The sequence below is a fragment of the Cupriavidus sp. 05L411 genome (assembly GCF_056398045.1).
Genome location: NZ_JBFTOQ010000032.1, coordinates 45,291 through 64,047 on the forward strand (window position 1 = coordinate 45,291; position 18,757 = coordinate 64,047).

16 protein-coding genes are annotated in these 18,757 nt (G+C 65.8%); 8 read left to right on the top strand and 8 right to left on the bottom strand.

What is annotated here, in order from left to right; all coding sequences use genetic code 11:
- Positions 1-150: 150 nt before the first annotated feature.
- From AC1DQR_RS29225 to AC1DQR_RS29235, 3 genes are all read right to left on the bottom strand, one after another.
- Positions 151-1,362 (bottom strand): aminotransferase class V-fold PLP-dependent enzyme, encoded by a 1,212-nt coding sequence (locus AC1DQR_RS29225; protein WP_416052125.1) that lies wholly within the window; start codon positions 1,360-1,362, stop codon positions 151-153.
- Positions 1,363-1,388: 26 nt separating this feature from the next.
- Entirely contained in the window at positions 1,389-1,862 is a 474-nt protein-coding gene (locus AC1DQR_RS29230; RefSeq protein WP_416052126.1) for a RidA family protein, read from the bottom strand.
- Positions 1,863-2,001: 139 nt separating this feature from the next.
- Positions 2,002-2,919 (bottom strand): LysR substrate-binding domain-containing protein, encoded by a 918-nt coding sequence (locus tag AC1DQR_RS29235; protein ID WP_477134246.1) that lies wholly within the window; start codon positions 2,917-2,919, stop codon positions 2,002-2,004.
- A 296-nt stretch (positions 2,920-3,215) separates the two neighbouring features.
- Here AC1DQR_RS29235 and AC1DQR_RS29240 point away from each other — a divergent pair, with 296 nt between their 5' ends.
- From AC1DQR_RS29240 to AC1DQR_RS29255, 4 genes are read left to right on the top strand one after another with little or no spacing between them, the layout of a single operon-like run.
- A complete protein-coding gene (locus AC1DQR_RS29240; RefSeq protein ID WP_416053233.1) occupies positions 3,216-4,091 on the top strand; it encodes a glutamate/aspartate ABC transporter substrate-binding protein in 876 nt (291 codons plus the stop codon).
- Positions 4,092-4,114: 23 nt separating this feature from the next.
- Complete coding sequence (locus AC1DQR_RS29245; protein ID WP_150986176.1) at positions 4,115-5,449, top strand: MFS transporter; 1,335 nt, start codon at positions 4,115-4,117, stop codon at positions 5,447-5,449.
- Position 5,450: 1 nt separating this feature from the next.
- Positions 5,451-5,654: a hypothetical protein gene (locus AC1DQR_RS29250; RefSeq protein WP_477134247.1), complete on the top strand. Its 204-nt coding sequence runs from the start codon at positions 5,451-5,453 to the stop codon at positions 5,652-5,654.
- Positions 5,644-7,026 (top strand): AtzE family amidohydrolase, encoded by a 1,383-nt coding sequence (locus AC1DQR_RS29255; RefSeq protein ID WP_477134248.1) that lies wholly within the window; start codon positions 5,644-5,646, stop codon positions 7,024-7,026. The genes AC1DQR_RS29250 and AC1DQR_RS29255 overlap by 11 nt, the downstream gene beginning before the upstream one ends.
- Before the next feature lie 16 nt (positions 7,027-7,042).
- Here the strand turns inward: AC1DQR_RS29255 and AC1DQR_RS29260 are convergent, their stop codons facing one another.
- Positions 7,043-7,936, bottom strand: coding sequence for a MurR/RpiR family transcriptional regulator (locus tag AC1DQR_RS29260; RefSeq protein ID WP_416052130.1), 894 nt, complete (start codon positions 7,934-7,936; stop codon positions 7,043-7,045).
- A 332-nt stretch (positions 7,937-8,268) separates the two neighbouring features.
- Here AC1DQR_RS29260 and AC1DQR_RS29265 point away from each other — a divergent pair, with 332 nt between their 5' ends.
- Positions 8,269-9,735, top strand: coding sequence for an N-acyl-D-amino-acid deacylase family protein (locus AC1DQR_RS29265; protein WP_477134249.1), 1,467 nt, complete (start codon positions 8,269-8,271; stop codon positions 9,733-9,735).
- Between the two features lie 29 nt (positions 9,736-9,764).
- Positions 9,765-11,108 carry an aspartate aminotransferase family protein gene (locus tag AC1DQR_RS29270; protein ID WP_416052132.1) on the top strand — a complete coding sequence of 448 codons (1,344 nt, stop codon included), beginning with the start codon at positions 9,765-9,767 and terminating at the stop codon, positions 11,106-11,108.
- A 69-nt stretch (positions 11,109-11,177) separates the two neighbouring features.
- Here the strand turns inward: AC1DQR_RS29270 and AC1DQR_RS29275 are convergent, their stop codons facing one another.
- Positions 11,178-12,725 carry a glucan biosynthesis protein G gene (locus tag AC1DQR_RS29275; protein ID WP_477134253.1) on the bottom strand — a complete coding sequence of 516 codons (1,548 nt, stop codon included), beginning with the start codon at positions 12,723-12,725 and terminating at the stop codon, positions 11,178-11,180.
- A 241-nt stretch (positions 12,726-12,966) separates the two neighbouring features.
- On the opposite strand from AC1DQR_RS29275, the gene bglX reads away from it, so the two are divergent.
- The gene (gene bglX / locus AC1DQR_RS29280) at positions 12,967-15,255 is read left to right on the top strand and encodes a beta-glucosidase BglX (RefSeq protein ID WP_416053235.1); all 2,289 of its coding nucleotides are present in this window, start codon (positions 12,967-12,969) and stop codon (positions 15,253-15,255) included.
- A 454-nt stretch (positions 15,256-15,709) separates the two neighbouring features.
- On the opposite strand, the gene AC1DQR_RS29285 is transcribed toward bglX, so the two are convergent.
- From AC1DQR_RS29285 to AC1DQR_RS29295, 3 genes are all read right to left on the bottom strand, one after another.
- The gene (locus AC1DQR_RS29285) at positions 15,710-16,030 is read right to left on the bottom strand and encodes an EF-hand domain-containing protein (protein ID WP_416053236.1); all 321 of its coding nucleotides are present in this window, start codon (positions 16,028-16,030) and stop codon (positions 15,710-15,712) included.
- A 216-nt stretch (positions 16,031-16,246) separates the two neighbouring features.
- The gene (locus AC1DQR_RS29290; protein ID WP_416052133.1) at positions 16,247-16,951 is read right to left on the bottom strand and encodes a methyltransferase family protein; all 705 of its coding nucleotides are present in this window, start codon (positions 16,949-16,951) and stop codon (positions 16,247-16,249) included.
- Between the two features lie 237 nt (positions 16,952-17,188).
- Positions 17,189-18,067, bottom strand: a complete 879-nt coding sequence (locus tag AC1DQR_RS29295; protein ID WP_477134250.1) for a LysR family transcriptional regulator — start codon at positions 18,065-18,067, stop codon at positions 17,189-17,191.
- Positions 18,068-18,223: 156 nt separating this feature from the next.
- On the opposite strand from AC1DQR_RS29295, the gene AC1DQR_RS29300 reads away from it, so the two are divergent.
- Positions 18,224-18,658, top strand: a complete 435-nt coding sequence (locus AC1DQR_RS29300) for a VOC family protein (RefSeq protein ID WP_253930999.1) — start codon at positions 18,224-18,226, stop codon at positions 18,656-18,658.
- Positions 18,659-18,757 lie beyond the last annotated feature (99 nt).

Sequence of the window (18,757 nt, forward strand, 5' to 3'; positions counted from 1 at the left end):
TCTGTATCCTAGCCCGTCGCGCCATCAAGCGCCACATGAGGCATCTGCCCCGCCGCCTCCCCAGGAATTGGACGTTCGCCCAAGTTGGCTAGCATGACTGGCCTCGACGATGCACGATGCGCATCACGATGAGAAGCCCGGTCCGGCGCCCTAACGCACCAGCGCCCGCAAGCCCTCCAGCAACCTCCCGATCTCCGCCTCGGTGGTCAAGTAGCTGACCGAGGCGCGGGCGATCTGGCTGAGTCCGCGGGCGTGCATATCCAGGGGCGTATAGGCGACGCCGTTGCTGCCGATCACCACGCCCTGCGCCGCCAGGCTGCGCTGCACCGACATCGGGTCCTGGCCGGCCAGGTTGAACGCCACCAGTCCGGAGCGCTCGTGGCCCTGGTCCAGCACCGTCACTCCGGGTATGCCGGCCAGTTGCGCACGCAGCGCCTGCGCGGTGGCATCGATCCGCGCACGGATGTTCTCAAGGCCGATCTCCAGCGCTTCCTGCAAGGCGTTGGCCAGGCCGCAGCGCAGCGCCATCGATGCTTCCGCCGATTCGAAGCGGGCCGCGCCGGCCCGCAGCACCGGCTCGCCGTCCGCGTCCAGCGGCGCGGAGTACGTGTCGACGAATGCCGGCGTGAGCCGGGGCAGGAAATCTTGCCGCACGTAGAGCAGGCCGGTGCCCCTTGGGCCGCGCAGTGCCTTGCGCCCTGCGCCGCTGAGCACGTCGCAGCCCAACTGGGCTACGTCGATCGGCAATTGCCCCACCGCCTGCGCGGCGTCGATGAAGTAGGGGACGCCGTGGCGCCGCGCTACCTTTCCGATGGCCGCTGCCGGGTTGATCAGCCCGCCGTTGGCCGGCAGCCAGGTCAGCGCAATCAGGCGCACGCGGTCGTCCAGCATGGCCTCCAGCGCCTCGGGATCCACCGCGCCGCTGTCGTCGGACGCAATGGCTTCGATCGACGCGCCCGCGCGCTGCGCAGTCAGGCGCATGGTGGCCAGGTTGCCGCCCCATTCGTGGCGCCCGACCAGGATCCGGTCGCCGGGTTGCCAGGCTCCCAGGGCGGCGAACGCGGCGCCCCAGCCGGGCGAATTGCCCGTGGTCAGCGCGATCTCCGCCGGCTGGGCGTTGAGCAGTTGCGCGGCGAGGGTACGCGCGCGTTCCGTTTGTTCGCGCGCCGCGACGCCGGCTTCCATCGGTCCCAGCGTGGCCTCGCGCTGCAGGTGGCTGTAGATCGCCTCGAGCGTGGCCGCTGACGGCAGGGAGGCGCCGCCGTGGTTGAAGTGCGTGGTGCCTCGCGCACCCGGGGTAAGGGCGCGCAGGGCGTCGACGGCGGCAGCGGAAAGGGGAGCAGCGGTGAGGGGGGCTGGCATGGGGGTTCCTGGGATGCGTGTCCGGTTCAGGGCGAGGTCAGCGAGATGACTGCTTCGACTTCCACGGCAACGCCGGCAGGCAGCGCGGCCACGCCCACGGCGCTGCGCGCATGGCGGCCTGCATCGCCAAAGACCTGCACCATCAGGTCCGACGCACCGTTGGCGATGGCGCTCTGGCGATTGAAGTCCGGCGTACAAGCCACGAACACGCCCAGCCGCACCACACGGGCCACCCGGTCGAGCCGGTCACCCGTGGCGGCGGCGATCTGCGACAGGATGCCGAGCGCCGACAGCCGCGCCGCGCGCACGCCGTCTTCGTCCGAAATATTGTCGCCCAGGCGGCCCAGGTACGCGGCCTGGCCATTTTCGCGGGAGATCTGGCCGGAGATATAGAGCTGGTTGCCGTCCTGCACGAACGATACGTAGTTGGCAGCGGGCGCGGCCGCGGCCTCGAGGGTCAGACCGAGTTCGGCCACGCGGGCGGAGAGGGAGAGGGTCATGTGGGTTGCGCGGGAAAGGGATTGGGAAGGCCCATCCTATCGGCTTGGTGGCCGGGAAACCAATCAATTCTTGCCCCGCCACACATGAACAAAACTAATCCGTGGGTGATCACTTGACACCACGCGGTGCCACGCGGCGTCAGGCGCGGTCCAGCGCATCCTCGGCGGCCACCGCCATCAGCCAGCCACGGAATGCCGACGCGGCCTCGCCCAGCGCGCCGCGCGGCGCGACCAGCCACCAGCCGATGCCGGGATCATCCAGTACCGCGTCGGGCAGGGCCTGCACCAGCGCGCCGCTGGCCAGTTGCTGGGCGATCAGGCGGTGGCGGCCCATGGCGATGCCCTGGCCGGCGAGCGCCGCTTCCACCACGATGTTGTAGTCGTGCAGATGCACGGTCTGCGCCTGGCTCAGGTCCAGGCCAAAGCGGCGTGACCAGGCGTCCCACTCGAACGGCTGCCGGGCATGCGACGATAAAAACGCAAAGCGCAGCAGGTCGTGTGGCTTGGCGGGCCGGTCCGGCCCGGCAATCAGGCCGGGCACGCAGACCACCGACAGGCGCTCCGGCATGAGTTGCTGCGCCTGCACGCCCGGCCAGGCGCCGCGCCCGTAGCGGATCGCCACGTCGACCTCGCCGCCGGCCACATCCGCCAGGCCGATATCGGGCCGCAATTGCAGGTCGATGCCGGGATGCGCCAGCGAGAACGCCTGCAAGCGCGGCGCCAGCCAGCGCGTGCCAAACGACGCCAGCAACCCCACGGTCAGCGTCGTGCGCGCCGTGCTGGGCGCCCGTACCTGCTCGGTGCCGTCGCGCAGCAGTTCGAACGCCGCGTGCACCTTGGCGTAATACGCCTGCCCCGCGGGCGTCAGCGCAACCGCGCGGGCACGCCGCTCGAACAGCGTCACGCCCAGGTCGTTCTCCAGGCGCTGGATATGGTGGCTGATGGCGCTTTGTGACACAAAAAGCTCTTGCCCCGCCAGGCTGAAGCTCAGGCGCCTGGCGGCGGCTTCGAACGCGCGCAGGGTGACGAGAGGCGGCAGGGATCGCATGGAACGCATGAGGCGGAATCAAAAGCTGAGAGGCGAGCGCGACATGCTACGCCTGCTTGCGCAGGCCTGCTGGTCCCGCCATGCCTCAAAACGAGGCCGGTCATGCACCATTTGTATCGCCTTATTTGGCGCGCGATGCGTCTGTTACTTCATTTTTCCCGTAAAAAATACATATGTTTCATGGTTATCCATGATGGAACAGTTGTTGCTCAGTGAATAGTATTCAAACGCGATGGCCCGTCGCATGTCTGCTAAACAAGGAGCGATAAATGAAAGCTGTGAAAGCCACCTGCCTCGGATTGGCAATGCTGGGAGCGATGCTTGGCATGGGGGCGGTCCAGGCCTCGGATGTGGCTGCCAGCCCCACGCTGGCCCGGATCAAGGAGTCGGGAACGATCACGATCGGGCATCGCACCACCTCGATCCCGTTTTCCTACTACGACAGCAACCAGAAGGTGATCGGCTACTCGCAGGACATCTGCGACAAGGTGGTGGCCGAGGTCAAGAAGCAGGCGGGGTTGGCCAAGCTTGACGTGCGCATGGTGCCGGTCACGTCGCAGAACCGCATATCCCTGGTCCAGAACGGCACGGTTGACCTGGAGTGCGGGGTCACCACCAACCTGAAAGCGCGCCAGCAGCAGGTGGCGTTCTCCACCACCTTCTTTGTTGCCGGCACGCGCCTGCTGGTCAAGAAGGGCGGCCCGGTCCACGACTTCACGGACCTTAGCGGCAAGGCCGTGGTCACCAACGCGGGCACCACGTCCGAGCGGATCCTGCGCAAGCTCAACGACGACAAGAAGGCCAACATCACGATCCAGAGCGCCAAGGACTACGGCGAGTCATTCCTGATCCTGCAATCGGGCCGCGTCTGGGCCTTCATGATGGACGACGTGCTGCTGTCGGGCGCGAAAACGCTGGCGCCGAACCCGGCGGAATGGGAAGTGGTTGGCACGCCCCAATCGTTCGAGGCTTACGGCTTCATGATGCGCAAGGACGATCCCGAGTTCAAGAAGCTGGTTGACGGCGTGATCACCGGCCTGATGAAGAGCGGCGAGATCAAGGGCCTGTACGACAAATGGTTCAGCAAGCCGGTGCCGCCAAAGAACATCAATTTCGAGTTCCCGATGAGCGCCGCGGTCAAGAAAGCTTACGACCAGCCCAACGACGAAGCGTTTGAGTAATCCCGTACCAGGAGGAGACCAGCATGACCGTTGTCAAGAACCCCGCCACCCTGGGTGACGCGGGGCAAGCGCCCCGCGTTGAGAGCGGGCTGGACGCCGCCGCCTTCGCCAAGGTGACCAGGCGCATCGTGCCGTTCATCGTCCTTTGCTATTTCTTCAGCTACCTGGACCGGGTGAATGTTGGCTTTGCCAAGCTGCAGATGCAGCAGGCGCTGGGGCTGAGCGACGTGGTGTACGGCGTCGGGGCCGGTATCTTCTTCTGGGGCTACATGCTCTGCCAGGTGCCCAGCAGCCTGCTGATCTACCGGCTGGGCATGCGCAAGAGCATGGCCGCCATCATGATCGTGTGGGGGCTGGTTTCCGCCGCGACCATGCTGGTGAGCACGCCAGCGGAGTTCTACTTCGCACGCTTCATGCTGGGCGTGACAGAAGCCGGCTTCTTCCCTGCCGCGGTCATGTATCTGAACAAATGGTATCCGGCGGCCCGGCAGTCGAAGATCATGTCGATCCTGTTCCTGGCGATGCCGCTGGGGATGGTGCTGGGCGGGCCGATTTCTGGCGCGCTGATGTCCGGCACGCACGACCTGCATGGCTTGCAGGGCTGGCAGTGGATGTTCCTGATCGAAGCGTTGCCGGCGATCGTGCTGGGCCTGCTCGTGCTCAAGATGCTGCCGGAGTCGCCTCAGGCCGCGCCCTGGCTGACCAAGGCGGAAGCGGCGGCGATCACCACCACGCTATCCACGGAAAACGCCCGCAAGAACACGAGCTTCGTGGCCGCGCTCAAGTCCCCGGTGCTGTGGATGCTGATGGGCATTTGCCTGCTGTTCAATATCGGCAACTATGGCCTGGTGTTCTGGCTCCCGACCATCATCCAGTCCACGGGCATGCAGTCGCCCCTCGAGATTGCCTTGCTGACGGCAATCCCGTATGGCGTTGCCTGCGTGGTGATGAACCGCAACGCGGCGCATGCGCAGCGCGTGGGCGAGCGGCGCCTGCATGCCGCCGTCCCGCTCTTTGTCGCGGCCGCCGCCATGTGGGCCAGCACGCTGTTTGCGCACAATACCGTCATGGCCATGGTGTTCCTGACCATCGGCATCTCCGGCCTGATGGCGACGCTGGCGATGTTCTGGGGCCTGCCGGGCCGCGTGCTGGCCGGTACGGCCGCCGCTGGCGGCATCGCCATGATCAACAGTGCCGCCAGCCTTGCTGGCTTGATCGGCCCCGTGCTCATGGGTGGCATCAAGCAGTCCACCGGCAGCATCTCGCTGGGGGTGCTGGCACTGGCCGCCATGATGCTGATTGCCGCGGTGCTGATCCTCGCCATTCCGCGCGAACTCATGTCCGACCGGCAGGTGTGAGATGGCGACGCAACGCATGACGCAGGCGGAACTGCTGGCTGCCGTGGGTATGGTCATCGGCAAAGTCCGGCCGCCGGTTTCGGCGGAGGATATCGAGGCTGTCGTGGCGCTGGTGCAGGGCATGGAGGGCATGGCGCAGGGGCTTGCCAATGCCTTGGCAAGCGGGCAGGCGCGGAGCAGGGTGGGGGGCGGCGATGGCGGTTGATTTGCAGTCCGTCACTGGCATCGCGGCGCAGCTCCGCGGCGGGAGTCATACCGCGCAAGACGTGGTTCGGGCCAGCCTTGCCAGGGCGGCGCAGGTGGCGTCGCTGAACTGTGTCTCCCGGCTGCTGGCGCGGGAGGCCATTGTCGGCGCAGCCGCCTGTGACACGGCCCGCCTCGCCGGCGGGGCCCCGCTTCCCCTGGCTGGCGTGCCTTTTGTCGTCAAGAACCTGCTGGACGTGGCAGGCCACGCGACGCTTGCCGGCGCCCATGCGCGGGCGAACGAGCCGCCCGCCACCCGCAGCGCCGCCGTGGTGCAGGCGTTGATGGCGGCCGGCGCGATCCCGGTGGCGCTGACTCAGATGGACGAGTATGCCTGCGGCGCTACCGGCGAGAACGTGATCGGCGGACCGGTGCGCAATCCGCTGGATCCGTCCAGGATCGCGGGCGGATCGTCGGCGGGCACCGCCGCGGCGATTGCAGCCGGGATCGCACCGATTGGCATCGGGTCCGATACCAACGGATCCATTCGCGCGCCGGCGTCGTTCTGCGGCATCTGGGGCCTGCGGCCGACCACGGGCCGCATTTCGGCGCAAGGGTGCTTTCCGTATGCCGAGAGCCTGGACGCCGTGGGTCCGATGGCGTCGGATGCAACCGGGCTGGCATTGGCGTACCGCGCGATGCTGGGGTCCGCAGCCGAACCCGAACCCGGCGAGCCGGTGCGGCCTGCCGGCGTGTCGATGGCTGGCCTGCGCGTGGGGGTTCTGCAAGCCGGCTTTGGCGATTTTGCGCAGGACGAGGCCCAGGACGCCGTGCTGCGCGTTGCCTCGGCGTTTGATGCTGTACGGAAGATCGATTTACCCGAAGCCGATCTTGCGCGCGACGCCGCGTCGATCATTTCCGCGTTCGAAGTCGGGCGCAACCATGTTCAGCGCGGATTCGCCGAGCGCCATCCTGGCTATAGCGCCTTTGTGCGCCGGCGCATGCTGGCCGGCCTGTCCATCCCCGAGGACTGGTACCGGTTGGCCAAGGCCTACCAGGTTGTGTGGCGCCAAAAGCTGGAGGCACTGTTCGACGAGGTTGACCTGCTGCTGGCGTGCACCACGCCGTACGCCGCACCCCTGATCGGGGCGGAGCAGATCGCTGGCGGCAAGCGGGCCTACGTGCCGCGCGCAGATGCCGGCCACCTGACTCGCCCTGTCTCGCTGGCAGGGCTGCCCGTGGTCGCCGCGCCTTGCGCCGTGGCCGGCCTGCCCCTCGGCGTACAGCTAATCGCGCCGCCGTGGCAGGAAGCAAGGTGCCTGGACGTGGCGTTGTTTCTGGAAGCGCAAGGGCTTTGCCGCAATGCGCGGGCCGGCTGCGGCCAGCTCGCCTAGCCGCATGCCTGGCCAGCTAGCCCCGCCTGGCCGGGACATAGGCGCCGGTCTGGTGCAACTGGCCTTCGGCGAGTTCGAGCGCCTTGATCGCGCCCTTGCCCTTCTTGGCAAGCAACTGCTCGACCAGGGCTTCCGCCACCGCCACGCCGGCCGTGATGGAGGGAAAGAACGACGGGCTGTCGATGGAGAACAGCAGCGTGCAATCGGCATGCAAGGCAATCGGCGCCACAGTGCTGTCGGTCAGGGCCACCACGCGGCAGCCGGCCTCGCGCGCGGCATCGGCCACGCGGATGCTCTCCTGCGAGTAGGGCGCAAAGCTCACGACCACCACGGCATCCTTGGCCGTCAGGGCACGCAGCTCCATTTCGAGCGTGCCCGCATCGCCACGGATCAGGTGCACCGTTGGGCGAAACAGCCGATACACGTAGTGCAGGGTGAACGCGATGGGGTAGCACGAGCGAAAGCCCGCCACATACACATTGGGCGCGGCGCTGAGCAGGTCGGCAGCCTGCGGCATCGACTCGGCATTATTGGCCCCGGTCAGGTCCAGGTTGCGGTGCTGGGCGTCGAGCATTTCCGTAAGCATCCGGCTTGACCCGCTCTCGCGTACCAGCTTCTTGGCACGCTTGGCGTAGGGCTGCGGGCCGCCACGGATCGACTCGACAAAGAGCTCGCGCAGGCCCTGCCAGCCCTCGAAGCCAAGGAACTGCGCCAGGCGCACCAGGGTGGCCGGCTGGACACCTGCATTCGCGGCAATCTTGCGCATGGAAAGGATGGGAATCTCCTGCGGATGATCGAGCAGGTAGCGCGCCCCGCCCTGGAACTGCGTACTGAGCGTGGCGAAGTTCTCCCGGAGATGAACGAGCAGTTCATCCAGGCTCTGCGGCGGCACGGAGACTTCGGTAGGCATGGGGGGTGTCCTGATTGGCGGATGCAACGATTGTTGCACAACTGGTCACCCGACGCACGGGACGTGCCTCCGGCGTAGCGCGCCGCAGAGTGAATCGAGTGAATCTAGTTTCTTTGTAAAGAAACAAATGTTGCATAACCGGGCGCGCTTTCTTATACTTCACCGGTGCCGGCAGCGCTTCTTTGGCCGGTCCCGCCTTCAGGGCGAAGTTCGCGGCCCCAGGCGCACAGGCGTGGTCCAGCTTTGCGGCCCGGGAGGCCTGGAGGCCGGAAGGTGGGCGTAGGTTGTCAAACAAGCGGGAATCGAACCACAGTAAGCAGGGGAGAGAAGTCATGTCGGCATTACCCATGGAGGCCGCCAGCATTGCAGATCTGCTGTTTCGGCGCGCGACGCTGGTCGATGGCACGGGCGCGCCGCGGCGGATCGCGGATGTCGCCGTCGCTGGCGGCCGCGTCGTTGCCGTCGGCGACCTGGCCGGCATGCGGGCCAGGGCAGTGATCGACGCGGCGGGCCGCGTGCTGGCGCCGGGCTTCATCGATTCCCACACGCACGACGACGGCTACCTGCTGGTGCATCCGGAGATGGAACCCAAGGTTTCGCAGGGCATCACCACGGTGGTGACAGGCAACTGCGGCATCAGCGTGGCGCCGCTCGTCATCGGCGATCCGCCGCAGCCACTGGACCTGCTGGGGCCGGCGGAACTGTTCCGGTTCGCCGAGTTCGCCGACTGGCTGGATGCCATGCGCGCCAAGCCGGCCAACGTGAACGTGGTGCCGTTGCTCGGCCACTCGACGCTGCGCGTCAAGGCCATGCCGGACGTGAGCCGCGAGGCCAATGCGCAGGAAGTGGCCGCCATGCGCGTGGAGGTGGAAAAAGCCATGCAGGCAGGCGCCTTCGGCGTATCCACTGGTACCTTCTATCCGCCGGCCGCCGCCGCCACGGAGCAGGAGATCATCCAGATCTGCGAGCCGCTGCGGGCATTCGGGGGCATCTACTCCACCCACCTGCGCGACGAGACCGACGATATCGTGCCCTCGATCGAAGAGGCGCTCAGGATCGGCGGGGCGCTGGATTGCCGCATCGTCTTCTCGCATCACAAAGTGGCAGGCAAACACAATCACGGCCGCTCCGTGGAGACCCTGGGCATCCTGGAGAAAGCCTCCAGGCTGCAGCCGCTATGCCTGGACTGCCATCCCTATCCCGCAACCTCGACCATGCTCCGGCTGGACCGCGTACGGCAATCCACGCGCACCATGATCACCTGGTCCAAAGGCTACCCGGAAGCGGGCGGCCGGGATTTTCAGGAACTCATGCAGACGCTGGGGCTGGATGAACATGGCCTGCTGGAACGGCTGAAGCCCGCCGCCGCCATCTACTTCATCATGGATGAAGCGGACGTCGAGCGCATCGCCAGCTTTCCCCTGACCATCTTTGGCTCGGACGGGCTGCCGTTCGACCCACGCCCCCATCCGCGCCAGTGGGGCACGTTCCCGCGCATCCTTGCGCGGATGGTGCGCGAGTCCGGGCTGATGACGCTTGAGCAAGCCGTTCACAAGATGTCCGGGCTTGCCGCCGAGCAATACGGACTCACGGACCGCGGGCTGGTCCGGGCCGGCCAGTTCGCCGACCTGGTCCTGTTCGATGCGCAACGGGTGCAGGACAACGCCACCTTCGAGGATCCGATCCGCCTCAGCGAAGGCATCCACGGCGTCTGGGTCAATGGCCAGCGCGTGTGGGAAGACACACACGTTATCCCGGCATTTCCCGGCCAGGTTCTCACGCACCGCCCGCGTTCCTAACACGATATTTCGTTCTCACACCAGACATCATGACCCACGTATTCCACCGCAATCCCCGCCAGACGCTTGCCGTGGCAGTCGCCGGCAAGGGCATCGAGCTCATCGACAGCAATGGCAAGCACTATATCGACGCTTCGGGCGGGGCCGCGGTGTCCTGCCTGGGCCACGGGCATCCCAGGGTGATCGAGGCGATCAAGCAGCAGGTCGATTCGCTCGCCTACGCGCATACGTCGTTCTTCACCACCGAAGTGTCGGAAGAACTGGCCCGCGCCTTGGCGCAAGCGGCGCCCGGCGATCTGAACCACGTCTACTTTGTCTCGGGCGGCTCGGAGGCGGTCGAGGCTGCGTTGAAGCTGGCGCGGCAGTATTTCGTGGAGATCGGGCAAACGCAGCGCCGCCACTTCATCGCGCGCCGCCAGAGCTACCACGGCAACACGCTGGGGGCGCTGGCCATCGGCGGCAATGCATGGCGCCGCGAGCCGTTCCTGCCCCTGCTGGTGCCGGCGCACCATGTGGCGCCGTGCTACGCCTACCGCGACCAGGAAGCGGGCGAGACCGACCCGCAGTACGCGCAGCGCCTGGCCGACGAGCTCGAAGCCAAGATCCTCGAACTTGGCCCGCAGAGCGTCGCCGCGTTCGTGGCGGAGACGGTGGTGGGCGCGACCGCCGGCGCGGTGCCGCCGGTGGCGGACTATCTCAGGCGCATTCGCGCCGTCTGCGACAAGTACGGCGTGCTGCTGATCCTCGACGAAATCATGTCCGGCATGGGCCGCACCGGCTACCTGTTCGCGTGCGAGGAGGATGGCGTGGTGCCCGATATCGTGACGATCGCCAAGGGCCTGGCCGCGGGCTATCAGCCGATCGGCGCAATGATTTCGAGCAGCCGCATCTATGACGCGGTGGTGGGCGGCAGCGGCTTCTTCCAGCATGGGCATACGTATATCGGGCATGCCACGGCTTGCGCGGCGGCACTGGCCGTGCAGCGCACCATCGCCGAGGACCGTCTGCTGGAGAACGTGCTGGCTCGCGGCGATCAACTCCGCGCCCGGCTGCGCGAAACGCTGTGCGACCACCCCAACGTTGGCGACATCCGCGGCCGCGGCCTCTTTGTCGGCGTGGAGTTCGTGGCTGACCGCGAGACCAAGGCAACGTTGGACCCGGCCCTGAAGATGCATGCCCGGCTCAAGTCCACCGCCATGCACAACGGGCTGCTGATCTATCCGATGGGCGGCACCGTGGATGGCGTGCGGGGCGACCACGTGCTCTTTGCGCCGCCGTTCATCTGTACGGCGCAGGATATCGACCGCATCGTCGAGCGCTTTGCCGCGTCGGTGCAGGCCGTGATGCCGGCGACCCGCGGCGCGCTCGCCTGAGCCGGTACGCCAGGCGCAAGACGGGGGGCGGCACGGCGCAACAGGCGGTCGTATTTCGTATTGCCCGTACTATTTGCCGCCGACCGAATACGGCGGCATCTGGTAGCTCCACGTTTCGCTCAGCGTCTTGTCGCCGGACACCAGCGCCGCGCGCATTTCCACCACCTGCTTCGGATCCTTGACCTTGATCCGCAGGTTCAGCCGCCAGCCCTTGATGACGGGATTGGGTTCCACCACCCTGTCGATGATCTCGGCGTTGCTGCTCACGCTGACCTGCGCGCCCACCTGCGTGCCCGGGGGGAGGCTCGCCAGCACGGGGCCTTCGAAGTCGACCACGATGCCTGTGCTGCCATCCAGGTGGCGGATCMGGTTGGCCTGCGTGATTTCTCCCGCGGAGCGCAGCGTCTGCTTGACCGAGGCCAGGTCCTTGTCCATCAGGGCGCGCTCGTCAAGGGTCCAGTGCATCGTGTAGTCCGCCTTCAAGGGCTGGCCCTTGGGCGGCAACTGGTCCGGCGTCCAGAAGGCGACGATGTTGTCGTTGGTCTCGTCGGGCGTGGGGATTTCCACCAGCTCGACCTTGCCCTTGCCCCAGTCGCCCTGGGGCTCGATCCAGGCGCTTGGCCGCAGGTCATAACGGTCCTTCAGGTCTTCATACGAGGAAAACTCGCGGCCCCGCTGGAGCAGGCCGAAGCCCTTGGGGTTGGTGACCTGGAAGGTGCTGATGGCGAGGTTGCGCGGATTGTTCAGCGGGCGCCACAGCCATTCGCCGYYGCCGGTRTGGATGGMRAGGCCGTTSGAGTCRTGCAGSGCCGGGCGGAAGTTGTACTGGTCGCGCTGCTGGTTCGGCCCGAACAGGAACATGCTTGTCAGCGGCGCCACGCCGAGCTTGGCGACGGGCCCGCGCAGGAAAATGCGCGCCTGCACCTTGAGGACCGCATCCTCGCCGGGGTAGAGATCGAAGCGGTAGGCGCCGGTGGCGCGCTGGGAGTCAAGCAGTGCATAGAACACCAGGTGCTTGTCCTGTGGATCCGGCCGCTCGATCCAGAACTCGCGGAAGGCCGGAAACTCCTCTGCGACGGGCAGCCCGGTATCGATGGCCAGGCCGCGGCTGGACAGGCCATAGACCTGGTTCTTGCCGATGACCCTGAAGTAGCTGGCGCCCAGCACGCTCATGATCTCGTCGAGCTTGTCGGCCCGGTTGATCGGGTAGAGCACGCGGAAGCCGGCATAGCCGAGCTTGCCGGTCGCGGACTTGTCCAGCTTCAGGTCGCCGAAGTCGAAGCGCGCGGGATCGTACCTGATCTCATGGACCGCGCCGCCCACGATCTCGTTGATGCGTACCGGGCTGCCGAACTGCATGCCCTGGTGGTAGAAGCCCAGGCGGAACGGCGTGCCCTGGTCCTTCCACTCCAGGTTGTCGCGCTGGGGCTGGATCTTGACGTAGTCGGCAAACTGCATCTGGCTGAACACCGGGGGCAGGTTGCTGACCGGTGCGGCATAAGGCTTGTCGGCCAGGGTCTTGGCGCGGGGCACTACGTCGTCCAGGGAGAACGCGCTGGCCTGGCTGGCCGCCAGCAGCGCCCCGGCGGCCAGCAGCGTTGGCAAGGCGATTTGCATCTTGTTACGAAACGACGCGGCGATGACGGCAAGAACCACGAATCTCTCCAGAAAAACAGGTTAAGCAAGGCTGCCGCGTCACATGCGGCGGCAGCAGATAGTGTAGTGGCGGTAAACTGCGCTGGCAGTGCAGAAAGATAAACGATAGCGTATTTCGCTTCGCGTGCCTGCCAGGCAGGAAACGCGCACCACCTGCGGGGCAGCTACCTTGTCGCGCCACCTGGATCACACTCAGATGAGAATGCTCTCTGCGCTGGCCCTGTCGGCCAGCCTGGTTTGTTCGCCGGTTCTTGCCGGCACCGCGCCGGCTGCCGCCGGCGACAAGAATGCCTTCGTCGCCGATCTCATAGGACGGATGACGCTGGAGGAGAAGATCGGGCAATTGCGCCTGATCAGCATCGGCGAGGACATGCCCCAGCCCCAGTTGCTCAAGGAGATCGCGGCGGGCCGGGTAGGCGGCACGTTCAACTCGGTGACGCGCAAGGACAACCGGCCGATGCAGCAGGCGGCGGTGGAGCGCAGCCGCCTGAAGATCCCCATCTTCTTCGCCTACGACGTGGTCCACGGGCACCGCACCATCTTCCCGATCAGCCTGGGCCTGGCATCGAGCTGGGACATGGAAACCGTGGCGCAGAGCGCGCGCGTCTCGGCCATCGAAGCCAGCGCGGACGGCCTGGACATGACCTTCGCGCCGATGGTCGACATCTCGCGCGATCCGCGCTGGGGGCGCACGTCGGAAGGGTTTGGCGAGGATCCGTACCTGGTCTCGCTGTGCGCGCAGGCCAGCGTCAGGGGTTTTCAGGGAAGCTCCCTGGCCAACGCAGATAGCGTGATGGCGGTGGTCAAGCACTTCGCGCTGTACGGCGCGGTGGAAGGCGGGCGCGACTACAACACGGTCGACATGAGCCCGCTGCGCATGTACCAGGATTACCTGCCGCCGTACCGCGCCGGCGTCGATGCTGGCGCCGGGGGCGTCATGATCGCGCTGAACTCGATCAACGGCGTGCCGGCCACATCCAACACATGGCTGTTGCGGGACCTGCTGCGCAAGAGCTGGGGCTTCAAGGGCATCACGGTGAGCGACCACGGGGCCATCGACGAGCTGACCAAGCATGGCGTGGCCAAGGATGCGCGCGAGTCCGCCAAGCTCGCCATCATGGCCGGCGTCGACATGAGCATGCACGACTCCGCCTACCGGGATCACCTGCCCGAACTGGTGAAATCCGGCGAAGTGCCCATGCGCGTCATTGACGACGCGGTGCGCGAGATACTGGGCGCCAAGTACGACCTGGGACTGTTCCAGGAACCCTTCAAGCGCATCGGCGCCACGGAGCAGGACCCGGCGGACGTCGACGCGCCGAGCCGACTGCATCGGGAGGCCGCACGCGCCGCCGCGCGCAAGTCGCTGGTGCTGCTCGAGAACCGCGAGCGCACGCTGCCGCTGAAGAAGTCCGGCACGGTCGCGGTCGTTGGGCCGCTGGCCGATGCGCCCATCGACACCATGGGGAGCTGGTCGGCTGCCGGCAAATCCGCGCAGACGGTGACGCTGCTCCAAGGCGTGCGCGACGCGCTCGGCGGCAATGGCCGCGTGGTCTATGCCCGCGGCGCGAACGTGACCGACGACGCTGGCGTGGTCGGGTACCTGAACTTCATGAACTGGGACAAGCCCGAGATTGTCCAGGACAAGCGTGCCCCGGGGGACATGATTGCCGAAGCCGTGGCGGCAGCGCGCGGCGCCGACGTGATCGTGGTAGCCGTGGGCGAGTCGCGCGGCATGTCGCATGAAGCCTCGAGTCGTACCACCTTGTCGCTGCCGGGCAGCCAGGAGACGCTGCTCAAGGCGCTCAAGACCACCGGCAAGCCGATGGTGGTGGTGCTGATGAACGGCCGCCCGCTCACCATCAACTGGGTGAAGGACAACGCCGATGCCGTGCTCGAGACCTGGTACGCCGGCACCGAAGGCGGTCATGCCATTGCCGACGTGCTGTTCGGGGACTACAACCCTTCGGGCAAGCTGCCCGTTTCCTTCCCGCGCTCGCTCGGGCAGATCCCCACCTACTACAACCAGCTGCGTATCGGGCGCCCGTTCGTGCCGGGCCAGCCGCCAAACTACACCTCGCAATACTTCGAGGAAACGTCCGGTCCGCTGTACCCGTTCGGCTACGGACTGAGCTATACGGATTTCAACGTGTCCGGTATCACGCTGTCGAGCCCCACGATGCCGCGCGGTGGCCGCATCGAGGCGAGCGTGACGGTGAAGAACACCGGGCAGCGCGATGGCGAAACCGTGGTCCAGCTCTATATCCAGGACGTTGCCGCCTCCGTGGTGCGGCCGGTGAAGGAGCTGAAGGACTTCCACAAACTCATGCTCAAGGCAGGCGAGGAGCGCGTGGTGCGTTTTGCCCTCGATGAGGACAAGCTGAAGTTCTTCAACGCCAAACTGGAATACGCCGCCGAGCCGGGGGAATTCAAGGTGCAGATCGGGCTGGATTCGCAAGCGGTGCGGGAGCAGGGCTTCGTGTTGCAGTAGGGGGCTTGGGTTGGAGCGTTGACTGCGCACGCGGCCAAAGCCCGCGGGCCTGAATAGGGGTTTATGCCAGCTTTTCGCCGGCGCTGCGTTGCGGTCTACTGAAAGCGAGTTGAGACGTGGCTGGCGTGTGGAACAGATACTGCCGTGCTTTCCACAAATGTCTAGCCGTGGATTCCTACTTCAGGAGACAACACCATGGTGACCAAGCAGGACGATGCATTCGTTTTGAAAAACCTTCTCGCGCTGGCGGCAGTGGAAGCGCTAGGCGGCGCGATTGCGCTAGGGTTCGCCTTCAACCTCCTGACCTGACTGGAGTATCGCCAGGGACCGTCCATCATTAAATAAGCATTAAATAAGCACTAATAAGCACTAAAGCTCCCCGGCACTGGCCTGGTTCTGGCCAGCACGCCGGGGAACTCGCCCTGACCCTACCTTGAGGGCCAGCGCCGTCAGCTCAGTTCAGGCTTCCCGGATTTTGCGCCGCAGCGCGCTGTTTGGACCTGGCCGCCCAGTACGCGCCAATCTGCTTCTGCGTGATCTCGCCCTTCTTCCTGGCGTCGATCGCGTCGAAGTTCTTGTAGACCTCGGGCATGCCCGCTTCCGCTTCCTCCTTCGTCAGCTTGCCGTCGTGATTGGTATCGGCAGCAGCGAACTTTTCCGCGAATTTTGCCTTGGCTTCTTTTGCATTCATCGGCTGCTGTTGCGCGCCGACGCTGCCGGCGGCGAAAAATGCGAGCAGCGCCAGGCTGGCTGTTGATACTAGCCGTGGAATCATTAGCGTCTCCTTGAACACTTCGATGGTGAGGCCTGCCGGTCTGGCGGATGTCCGCGATCGGCGGGCTTTTGCAGGAATCGGGGAGCAATCGATCCCCCCAGATCCTTGGCTAAGATCATCGTTGGCTTTCCGGTGTTCGGGTATTTAGATATTTCGGGATCTGAGATTAGAATTTTCCCAATCCAGGGTGGCGAGCCGGGTAATCCCTGCTGCCATTTAAAACACGCCAGGAATGACGCGATATCGCACATTGGCCTGATACGCGCGATAGGCGGGATCCTGGCCCAGGAGTTGTTCTTCCCTGAACATCCGGCCCGTTTGCAAGGCATAAAGGCCGCCGTAGAGCAGTGCATTGCGCCAGCCGAAGTTGGCCAGCAGGAAGCCAAGGTCTGTCACCAGGTAGCTGAGATAGATGGGGTGGCGCACGAGCCGGTACGCGCCGCGCGACACCACGCCGCGATTGGCGGGCAGGATGCCGAAGGAGCCGCGCAGCGATAGCTTGGCGAATAGCTGGAACAGGATGCCGGTGATTTCCAGCGTGGCGCCGACTGTCTCGGGGACAAGGCGAACGCCGGGGTCGAGCTCGATCCCGAGATAATAGAAGCTGCCGCCAATCGACATCACAAAGCTCAAGGGGCGCATGTCGCGTTTTTCGGGGATGCGCGAGAACAGTGACAAGCCCACGGTCAGCACCGTGGCAACCACAAGCAGCAGCAAGGTGATGCGTTCGGGCGCCAGGCGCCACTGCGCGTAGGCGCTATAGGCGAACAGGCTCAGCAGCAGGACGACGCACAGGCGCGCGGATACCTCCATCACCATCTCACGCACTTGCGGCCGGATGAATCTGGCAGTGAATCCACCAGCATTGCGCGCATTGACCCCATTGGCGCTACGCGACTTTGCGTCGCTATCGTTATGCATTCCCTGAGACCTCTCTGTTTTTATAAGGCAAGCCTGCATGACACGGCGGGACATTTTCATGCCGCGTCGGGTGGATTCAGCGTGCCAATCATGAGCAGAGATTACGCCGGGATGCGGGTGCAACCCATATCCCCCTGACGAGGGGACAACCTTGCGCCTGGCGTGTCAGGCGGCCGCGGGGCGCGCTGGAGGGGGGCGACGTCGTGCAAGCAGCGGGCTGGCGGGATGTGCGCCGGCCTACACCTTGCAACCCGACGCCGCCTCGCTGATGTACTCGGCGAGCCGGCTTGCCACCGGCTGACGGCTATGGCGCGGCCGCTCCACCAGGCCGATCTCGCGGTGAAAGGTATCGTCGCCAAGCGGCAGGGCAGTCACGCCATGCGGCCAAGGGCCTTGCGCCGCCGTTTGCGGAATCAGCGCCACGCCAAGGCCGCGCGCCACCAGTTGCACGATGCCCTGCAACTCGTCAAGCTCGATGGCGTCCTGTACCGCCAGCCGCGACTGTCGCAGGAACTGGTCGACCAGCCGGCCACCGAACGAGCTGCGGTCATAGCGGATAAAGGGCGCGGATTCCAGCGCGTCGCTCCACGCCTGGCCTGCCATGGCGGCCGGCGCCAGCAGCACGAACGGCTCCATCACCAGCGCGCGCCACTCCAGCTCCGACGGCAGCGCAAAGGGCGGCCGGATCATCACCGCGATATCGATCTCGCCCGCATCCACCTGGCCAAGCAGGTTCAGGGAGACGCCCGGCACAACGCGGATCCTGCACCCGGGCAGCTCGGCGCGGAAGGCGGCCATTGCGTCGATCAGGAACGACACCTGGGCCGAGGCAATCGACCCCACCCGCACCATGCCGCTGCGCTCCGTGGCGCCGCCGTGCTCGCCGATGCGCGCGTAGAGCGCCATCAGTTCCTCCGCCAGCGCCAGGGTTTCCCGGCCGGCGGCGTTCAGCCGCGCCGAGCGGCCCGTGCGGTCGAACAGGGAGAAGCCAAGCTCTTGCTCGAGGCGGTGGATCTGCGCGCTGACAGCCGACTGGGTCAGCCCGATGCGCGCGCCCGCGCTGGCAAAGGTGCCGTGCCGGGCTACGGCGATAAAGGTCTTGAATTCGCGCAGCATGATCGTTTCATCAATTTTCGTGTAGCTAAGGTCAAAAATATATCGCTTTTTTTAATCGGTTGCCATGCCTAGACTCTTCCTCATTGGTTCACCGGCCGGCGTTTCCGGCGGCGGACCAAGACCCGACCCACACACGACACATCGACCCCAAGCGCCATGAGCGAAATCACTCCCGTCCTCGCCCCGTTCCACCTTGCCTTCCCTGTCCACAGCATCGCCGCCGCGCGCGAGTTCTACGGCGACCTGCTGGGCTGCCCCGAAGGGCGCAGCGCGCCGGACTGGGTGGATTTCAACTTCTACGGCCACCAGATCGTGGCCCACCTGGCGCCGGAAGAAGCGGGCCACCGCCACACCAGCGCCGTGGATGGCGATGCCGTGCCGGTGCGCCACTTTGGCGTGGTGCTGCCGATGGATCAGTGGCATGTCGCTGCCGACAAGCTCAAGGCCGCCAACCTGTCGTTCATCATCGAGCCGCATATCCGCTTCAAGGGCGAGGTAGGCGAGCAAGCCACGATGTTCTTCCTCGATCCGTCGGGCAATGCGCTGGAGCTCAAGGCCTTTGCCAATATCGCTTCGCTGTTCGCCAAGTAACACCAACGTCGGATCCACGCCAGATCCACGTCAGACCAGAGTGAGACCGGCCACAAGGCCGGCCACCGCACGCGGGGCAGGGCTTGCCCGCCCCGTGCG